Below are 8,051 nucleotides of genomic sequence, written 5' to 3' on the forward strand. Positions count from 1 at the left end.
CCCAGGCTTCCTTCGTTTTTTTGCAGCAGAATTACTTATTGCAGTAGAATCATATTTAGATTACACAATGAATTGGAGATGAGATAAAAAGAAAGACTCATAGATTGACCCATCCGGATAATTATGATAAGAAGAATGTGCTTTAAGAGTTCCTGGACGAATCCAATGGGCGATTTTTTTAAAGAATTTTCCGGCAGCCTTATGGTGTCATCGGGAATGAAATGAATATCGATAACTGAAATTGTTGTATTGATGGAGGCAACTAATATGGATCAGCTCTATCGGGAAATTCAGGAACAACCGGATGTCTTTGGGAGAATACGCGATCAGTATATAAATGAAGACTTTTTCAGGTATTGGAACAAGGAAGTGTTCGGAAAAATCATTCTCACCGGTATGGGGAGTTCACTTTTCGCTGCTTATCCCTGTTACTTGCGCCTTCTGGAAAGAGGGTTCCCGGTCAATTGGATCGATGCGTCGGAACTCCTCCATTATGGTTTGGATGGGTTGCGGGAGGATGACACGCTACTGTTTTTTTCACAGTCCGGAGAATCATATGAGCTTCTGAAAATTGTGGAGTCGCTACCGAAAAAACGGCCGAGACTGATCGGGGTGACCGCACATCCAAATAGCGCACTGGGCGGTTCCTGCGATGAAATCATCGATATCATGAGCGGTCCGGAACGGGCGATTACATCCACCAAGACACATTCCTCGATGGTTGCTGTGGCCAACTTGTGGGCCATGGCTCTCGTTGGCGAAAAACAGCGTTTTCTTGATTCTGCACTGGCTTTTGACCTCCTGGTTCAGGAGGCGGATAGGGTGATTCAGAGTGCGCCTGAATGGGCGAGGAGGACCTTGCGAAATCTCGAGTTTACCCGGGGTACGCAGACTAAGGCAATCATCGCCCGGGGACCGGCCTTGAGCTCGGCATGGCATGGTTGTTTGTGTTTTTACGAATGCGCCAAAGAACCATTTATGAGCTTTACCGGAGGCCAGTTTCGCCACGGACCCTTGGAACTTGCTTTCAAGCCGATGTTGGCTATCGTCCTGGCTCTTCCTGGGAAAACCAACGGTATTATGTGCGCACTGGCTTCCGAATTATTGGAAAAAAAGTGCGGCGTACTTCTCATCGGCCAGTGCGATACAAAAGCAGGACTAGCTCATGAAGTTCTTTCCCTGCGCTTCCCCGATGAGTATTTTGGACCGCTCCTGTCCATTATACCCCTGGAGCTTTTGTCGTATTATCTGGCGGAAGAGAAAGGCATTGAACCGGGTACGGCTTATTTAATCAGCAAAACGACCTCACGGGAGTGACTCGCCGTTGGATATCCCCGAGGCCAGATACACATGGACCGTCTCTTCCAGAAAGCCTTCGATCAATTTGATCAGATAATCTCCGGCGTGTAATCCAAGCTCATAGGATTTCCGGTCGATACCGGCGAGAGACGGTTTCAGGCATTGAGCCACCTTGCTTTCGATTGTGCTGACGACCCCGATGTCGGCGGGGATGGATAGTCCAGACTCCAGGCAGGCCTCATAGCATCCCATGGCCAGGACTTCGTTTCCCGTATAGATGATCCGGGGCCGGTGCTTCAAAAGTTCCAGGGTGAGCTTTTTCGCCCGGTAGGCGTCACGATCGCAATGCACAAGGAGCTCTCGCTGATACATTAAACCTTTTTTCTCATGGGCCAGGATATAGCCTCTTTCTTCCTGGCTGGTCTTGACCAGTTGACGGCTCAAGCCCAGATAGGCGATCGGTGTCAGTTGACGATCGATAAGCCGCTCAATGGTTTCACGAACCAGATTTTCCAAATCAATGTCAACCCAGTCGATTTGCCGTTTTTGATTGCTTTCGGGCTTTCCAACACAAATTGTAGGAATTTTCCGATCCTTGAGAATTTTAATCCGGTAATCCCGCCGCCTGATTTCCGGAAGAATGAACCCGTCAACTTGACTGTGATCGGCGAGTTCTTCGAAAAAATAATCCTGGATTTGATGATCGGGCGCCGTGGTTATAAGCAGCTGATATTTCCAATTATTACAGGTGTCAGCCACCCCGCTGAAAAAGCCCGGGAACAAGAATCCGGATTGAACTGCTTCACTTGAGGCTTCGGAAAGGACCAAGGCAATGCGTTTGGTTTTTCGGTCGGCGTTCGGCCGAATATTTCTTCGGGGGACATACCCGATATCTTCGGCAATTCCTAAAACCCGTTCCCAGGTTTTTTGGCCGACTTTGTTTTTCCGGTTATTGAGCACGTTGGAAACAGTACTTTTGGAAACCCCGGCTCGCTGGGCAATATCTTCAATGGTTACCTTCATGATCGAAGCCTCCCTCTCTGTAAAAAACACTTCATCCCATCCTCTATTTTCTTGCTCGCTGCCGTCGGGCACCGACTGGTTGACTCTTGTTTGAGACAAGGTGAAGCCTTAACGATATTGGCTTATACTTGCACTAAATTTATTTATTTTCTCATAAATAGTTCCCACCGTTTTATCTTATTTTTTAGGAATGTACAGTCCTCGGTTCTCATTTATTTTCAACCGATCGTCCGAGAGGTTATATGCAAGTATATTTCCAGGATTTTTGATTGCTTTCGGCAGGTAAATCAAACGTAAACCCGAAAAGAGACTCCGGTAGAGAACTATTCGAAATAATCAACTATGAGAGCGAGTGGAATTGTCTTCCTTAGACTGGTTTTTCTGGCTTTCCATGCCCTGTCCGCTCCGTTATAATGGATAAGCAGGGGAGGATGGTGAGAAGACTGGAGACAGCAGAACCGGTTGAGCGTCGATCAGCAGGCCACAGAAACAAGCGAGTGGAACGTATTACCCGAAGTCGGGGAATACAAAGAATAGAGCTCTCGAAAGATGGCCACACTGATTTTGAAGATGAATTTTCGGGGATACCGGAGGGAAAAAGTGCCGCTTGAAATAAATCTGGAGGCTTGGGGCTCTTTATGACTTGGGAATTACCTCAGGATGAATTTATCCAGTTTGCCAGAATTCAAAGGGCGGCGGGTCTTGTACCCAGAATTCGAGGCTTGGTCAACGGATTTTTAGAAAGAGCTGGAATAACCGAGAGAGTGCGATGAGTGTTTTCTATCCCCGGATCAGGAATTTCAAGCGTTTTCGGGAAATCATGCGGGTTATGTCCCGGTATGGTTTTCGCTTGTTATTCCGCCGTTATCATCTTTTTGAGCAAGTAAGACTGTATCCGCAGCGAAAAACCCGGCTGAACCCCCCCCAGGTCAATCTCCGACTGGCTCTTGAAGAACTCGGTGCTACGTTTATCAAGCTTGGGCAGATCCTGAGCACCCGGATCGACCTTCTTCCCGAAGAGTACTGTCGGGAGTTGAAGAAGCTTCAGGACAAGGCCCCCCCTGTCGATTTCAGCCAAATTCGCGAGGTCATAGAAAAGGAACTCGGCCATCCTCTGGCCGATGTTTTTTCCAATCTCGATCCGGTCCCACTGGCTTCGGCATCTATTGCCCAAGTACATCAGGGCACCCTCAAAGACGGGCGGAAGGTTGCAGTGAAGGTTCAAAAGCCTAAAGTCGAAGAACAAGTACATGCCGACCTGGAGATCTTGAGCTATTTAACCGCCTTGGCTGGCCGCCTGCATATTATTCCGGAATCATTTTCCGCAACGGAAATTTACCATGAATTCAGGAAAATTATTTTACGTGAAATCGATTTTCTCTATGAGGCGATCAACGCAAAAAAATTCAAGGAAAATTTTTCCGGGTTTCCAGAAGTCTATATCCCCGAGGTTTACCGCGACTATACAACGAGACGGGTTCTCATGCTGGAACTGATCGAGGGTGAACGGATCTCGCGAATGAGCCTATGTCAGCTGGGGGATATCGATTGTCATGCTTTGGCCTGTCGGGGTGTCGAAGCAGTATTGAAAATGATTTTTAACGATGGTTTTTTTCATGCCGATCCTCATCCCGGGAATGTCATGATCAAGAAAACCGGAGAACTTGTGTTTCTGGATTTTGGCATGGTCGGAACAGTCGATCGAGAAACCCGGGAAAATATGGTTCGTTTGCTCCTGGCAGCCCTGGAAAAAGATTCTTCACGGGTGGTGAGCATTCTCGAAGAAGGATTTCTGTTAACTTCTGTGAAGTCTCCCTTCATTCTCCGGGTTGAGTTCAACGAGGTATTGGAGCGCTACATCACTGCTGATTTACGGGAATTGAGCCTTCGCAACCTGGTCAACGACTTCTTTTACATATTTCAAAAACACCGTTTACGCTTTCCCGTGAACTTATCGGCAATGCTCCGCGCCCTTGTCGTTGCCGAGGGAACCGGAATGAGCCTGGATCCCGGGTTCACCATCGCACCCTATCTGGAAAAATTTCTGAAAAAAGTACTCATTCACTTCATGAGCTTCGACAATCTTACCAAACAGGCCAAGAATTATGCCCTTGATTGGCAGATTCTACTCCAGGAATTCCCTGAAAAAGCACACGATATTCTAACCCAACTGGCATCCGGCCGATTCAATGTCCACTTCGAAATCAAAGACATCGACAACATTAACCGGCGTCTGGAAATAACGGGCACGCGTCTATCCCTGAGCATCATCCTGGGGTCCCTCCTCATTGGTTCTTCATTGATCTATACTAATTTTCCCTATCTCCGGGTTTTGAGCATATTGGGGATGTTCGGATATGTCGTCGCGGCGGGGTTGGGGATCATCTTGTTGGTCGAATTGTTCCGGCACCGGTAACGCATATCCATCGTTCCGCAGATACGCGGAGGAGTTAACCAGTCGGCATTGCCGAAATCCGCGTACAATAGGAATCCGGCCGTGGACAACCTGCGAGGAGGCGAAAATCGCGTACTTACGCACCCCGGTCCCTTAACATGTCGTCTTCGCTGTCGAACGCCTGTTCAGCGATTCCGGAGGTGACGCCGATCTCGGACTTCGCTGTCATCCCCCGGGAAGAGACCCTTGGGCCGAGGCAAAGCCGGTTTTATTCTAATGGACAGCACAGCGGGGAGATCGTTTTCTCCCCGCTGTATCCGGAATCACGCTTGGGTGGCGACGCTTTTTTCCGACTGCCACAAACCGTGAATGTTACAGTATGATGTGGCGCAGAGGGTTCCTGGACGATCCAGCCGAATTGAAAAACAGGAGTGCGGTGCGGTGTACACCGGTCCCTGGTTGGCACCCTGGGTGGATTCTCCATGGGCGGCGTAATCGAACCGGGCGACTTCAAAAGGATATTTGGCTTCTTCGGGATGGTAGTAGACGCTGATCCACCGAATGTGGTGTTCCGTAGTATTTGGGTGCGGAATCTCCTTCCCTACGCTGACTGAAAAATGAGCAAATTCTCCTTTTTTGACCGCATCCGGTCCTTCGAGAACTGGGACATGTTTTTCTGATTTCCAATCAGCCTTTTGGAATAGATCACCAAAATTGGCCATGACCGATCTCCTTTCTTAGAATGATTTAAAAACTTCCTTTTTCACTCCGCACACCGGACAGTTATCCGGCGCTGTGCCCTCCGCGGTGTATCCACAAACCGGGCAAATATGGACAGTGCCGATAGAAAGATCCTGGCCGTCGAGAGCTTTGATCTTCGCATCGGTGTACATTTGGGCATGGATCTTTTCAGCGCTCCAGGCATAATGAGTGGACAAGACGGCGCCCTTTTCATTCTGGTATTGAGCCGCATTGTTATAAACCGGGTACATTTCGTCAACTTCGAATGTCTCCCCACCAATCGCGACATCTAGGTTATCCGGAGTTTTTTTGATCATTCCCAGTTCCCGGTAATGGTTGGTGGCGTGTACCTGTTCTGCATAAGAAATGGCCCGAAACAACCTGGCGATATTGGGTTTTCCTTCCTTTTCTGCGATATCGGCATAAATCAGATATCGCATATGGGCCTGTGACTCTCCGGCGAACGCCGTTTCCAAAAATTCCTCGGTCATTTTGTGCATACAACGACCTCCCCTATAAATAATAGTAATCAGGGATGGATGATCAGCAATGGAAGACATAGATATTTATATCCCATCTTCACCTTATCCCATCCTCTGATTTTTCTTAAACAAGATATTAAAGGAAAATATTCCTTCCCGGTGCTTTATCCATGCCGTTTGTTAGAGCACGTTGTTCGGGTATATCAGGGCAACATTTGCGAAACACCCGCTTTTGATCTCCATTGATTATTCATTCTATCGTAAAATATGATAAAAGTGCATGGCTCTTGTAGCCGTTACGAGGTCGCTCTATAGTTTCCCCCGGGAAGATATTATCGGGTAAAATGAGAATGAATAATGACAGGGGGGTGATGCAATGAACAATCCGCTATGCATGATCAAGGAGCTTTCCAGGGAGTACTGGAAACTGCTCGCGACCCGGGAAGGTACGGTCATTATAACCGGGATCATGGCGGTTGTGCTATACGATATATCGTTTCAAGAACGGTGGTTCGGTTTTTTTTCCGGTGAAAGAATGGTGTTCAACAACTCGCTGATTACAGCTTTATGGTTTCTTGTCGTACCTATGGCGATCAATGCGGCAACCTGCCGCATTCCCTGGAAGGATTTGGGCGGTGGATTCGGGATGATCCGGCAATGGGGTCCCTGGTTTCTGGTTTTATTGGGCCTGGGCGCTGGCTGGGCATTTATTGTTTCCCGGTCTCCCGGCTATCGTGATTATTATCCCATGTATCGACCGGCGGCCCAGTCCGTTCAGGAATTCTTTGTTTTTCAAGGTTTCGTTGCAGTCACTATGTATGTCTGGGAGTTTTTTTGCCGGGGATTTCTCCTGTTTGGGTTGGCGAAGAAGATGGGCCGCTACGCCATCCTGGTGCAACTGATCATTTTCACCCTGCTTCACCGGGGTAAACCGGAATACCTGATATCCATCGTCGGTGGATTGGGGATGGGGATCTTCGCTTTCGAAGCAAAAACGTTTTTTCCGGTGTTCCTCCTTCATTTATCGGTGTCCGTTCTTTTGGATATTTTTTGCATTCTGTAAACCACATTCTTTTCCTTCATGGATCGATGGCTTGTTGACGGCACAGCGTTTGTTCAAATGCTTCCACCTCCCGGCGGGTCGGCAGAGAAGGCTGAGCCCCCAGCCGGGTCACGCTCAAAGCGCCTACCAGGTTCCCAAAGCGAATCGCTTCACGAATATCACCGCGTTGCAGATATTCTATGGTCATCGCCGCGGTAAAGGCATCCCCCGCCGCGGTGGTATCAACAGGCCTCACCCGGTGGCCGGGGAAAAACTCGCCCTGGCCGTCGTGATATAGATACGCACCCTTTTCACCCATTTTAATAACCACATAGCGAGCCGGGCAAGCTCCCACCAACCGGCGCGCTGCTTCGTATGCCTCCTGGGATCCGGAAACCATGATTCCCGTCAAAGCATAAGTTTCCGTTTCGTTGGGGCTCAGGATTTCGAGATGTTCTATCCCCTGGAGAGAATCACGATGGGCCGGACCGGCATCCAAAATGATAGGTATTTCTTTCTTCCGGCCTATGCGGCAGGTTTCCACTGCAATGGATTGGTCGATTTCCAGGTTGTAAGTAACTGCCTGATATGGTTTTTCGAAAGCGGTTAAAAGATCATCGGCCTGAATCGCCATATTTGCACCGGCAAAAGCCAGGATACGGTTTTGGCCGGTTTCCTCGACCATTATGACCGCTAATCCGGTCTGCGTTTTCTGGTCGGTTTTTAAAAAATCGGTGACGATTCCCTCACGTCCAAGACCTTCCCGAAGCCGCAGGCCTTGCGTATCATTGCCCACCCGCCCGACGAAAGTAACCGATGCTCCCAGCCGGGCTAAGGCGACCGCCTGGTTGGCACCCTTACCACCTGGAATGTATTGGTAGGCTTGACCAAAAAAAGTTTCGCCGGCCTGTGGAATCCGTTCGGCTTGCAAGACCAAATCCATGTTGATACTGCCAATCACCAGAATGGAAGGTTTCATCGGTTCCTCCTCTATCACGCTTGTCAATGCTCTGACTCTAAGTCGGGTTAGCATTTATATTATACTTAACTTGGACAAGCCAGTGCCATA

General features: G+C 48.7%; 7 protein-coding genes. 3 read left to right on the forward strand and 4 right to left on the reverse strand.

Features of this window, described 5'->3' with window-relative positions; genetic code table 11:
- The first annotated feature begins 267 nt into the window (after window positions 1-267).
- Window positions 268-1,317: an SIS domain-containing protein gene (locus VLH40_03865; protein ID HSV31144.1), complete on the forward strand. Its 1,050-nt coding sequence runs from the start codon at window positions 268-270 to the stop codon at window positions 1,315-1,317.
- On the opposite strand, the gene VLH40_03870 is transcribed toward VLH40_03865, so the two are convergent.
- Window positions 1,306-2,322, reverse strand: coding sequence for a LacI family DNA-binding transcriptional regulator (locus VLH40_03870; GenBank protein HSV31145.1), 1,017 nt, complete (start codon window positions 2,320-2,322; stop codon window positions 1,306-1,308). The genes VLH40_03865 and VLH40_03870 overlap by 12 nt on opposite strands.
- Before the next feature lie 769 nt (window positions 2,323-3,091).
- Between VLH40_03870 and VLH40_03875 the strand changes: the two genes are divergently transcribed.
- The gene (locus VLH40_03875) at window positions 3,092-4,738 is read left to right on the forward strand and encodes an AarF/ABC1/UbiB kinase family protein (GenBank protein ID HSV31146.1); all 1,647 of its coding nucleotides are present in this window, start codon (window positions 3,092-3,094) and stop codon (window positions 4,736-4,738) included.
- A gap of 302 nt (window positions 4,739-5,040) precedes the next feature.
- Here the strand turns inward: VLH40_03875 and VLH40_03880 are convergent, their stop codons facing one another.
- Together VLH40_03880 and VLH40_03885 are read right to left on the reverse strand one after the other, a co-directional pair.
- Window positions 5,041-5,439 carry a class II SORL domain-containing protein gene (locus VLH40_03880; GenBank protein ID HSV31147.1) on the reverse strand — a complete coding sequence of 133 codons (399 nt, stop codon included), beginning with the start codon at window positions 5,437-5,439 and terminating at the stop codon, window positions 5,041-5,043.
- Window positions 5,440-5,454: 15 nt separating this feature from the next.
- Window positions 5,455-5,958 carry a rubrerythrin family protein gene (locus VLH40_03885; protein HSV31148.1) on the reverse strand — a complete coding sequence of 168 codons (504 nt, stop codon included), beginning with the start codon at window positions 5,956-5,958 and terminating at the stop codon, window positions 5,455-5,457.
- Between the two features lie 358 nt (window positions 5,959-6,316).
- On the opposite strand from VLH40_03885, the gene VLH40_03890 reads away from it, so the two are divergent.
- On the forward strand, window positions 6,317-7,003 hold the full coding sequence (locus tag VLH40_03890; protein ID HSV31149.1) for a CPBP family glutamic-type intramembrane protease: 687 nt from the start codon (window positions 6,317-6,319) through the stop codon (window positions 7,001-7,003).
- Window positions 7,004-7,019: 16 nt separating this feature from the next.
- Here the strand turns inward: VLH40_03890 and VLH40_03895 are convergent, their stop codons facing one another.
- The gene (locus VLH40_03895) at window positions 7,020-7,961 is read right to left on the reverse strand and encodes a ribokinase (GenBank protein ID HSV31150.1); all 942 of its coding nucleotides are present in this window, start codon (window positions 7,959-7,961) and stop codon (window positions 7,020-7,022) included.
- Window positions 7,962-8,051 lie beyond the last annotated feature (90 nt).

The sequence above is a fragment of the Atribacteraceae bacterium genome (genome assembly GCA_035477455.1).
Classification (GTDB): Bacteria; Atribacterota; Atribacteria; order Atribacterales; family Atribacteraceae; genus DATIKP01.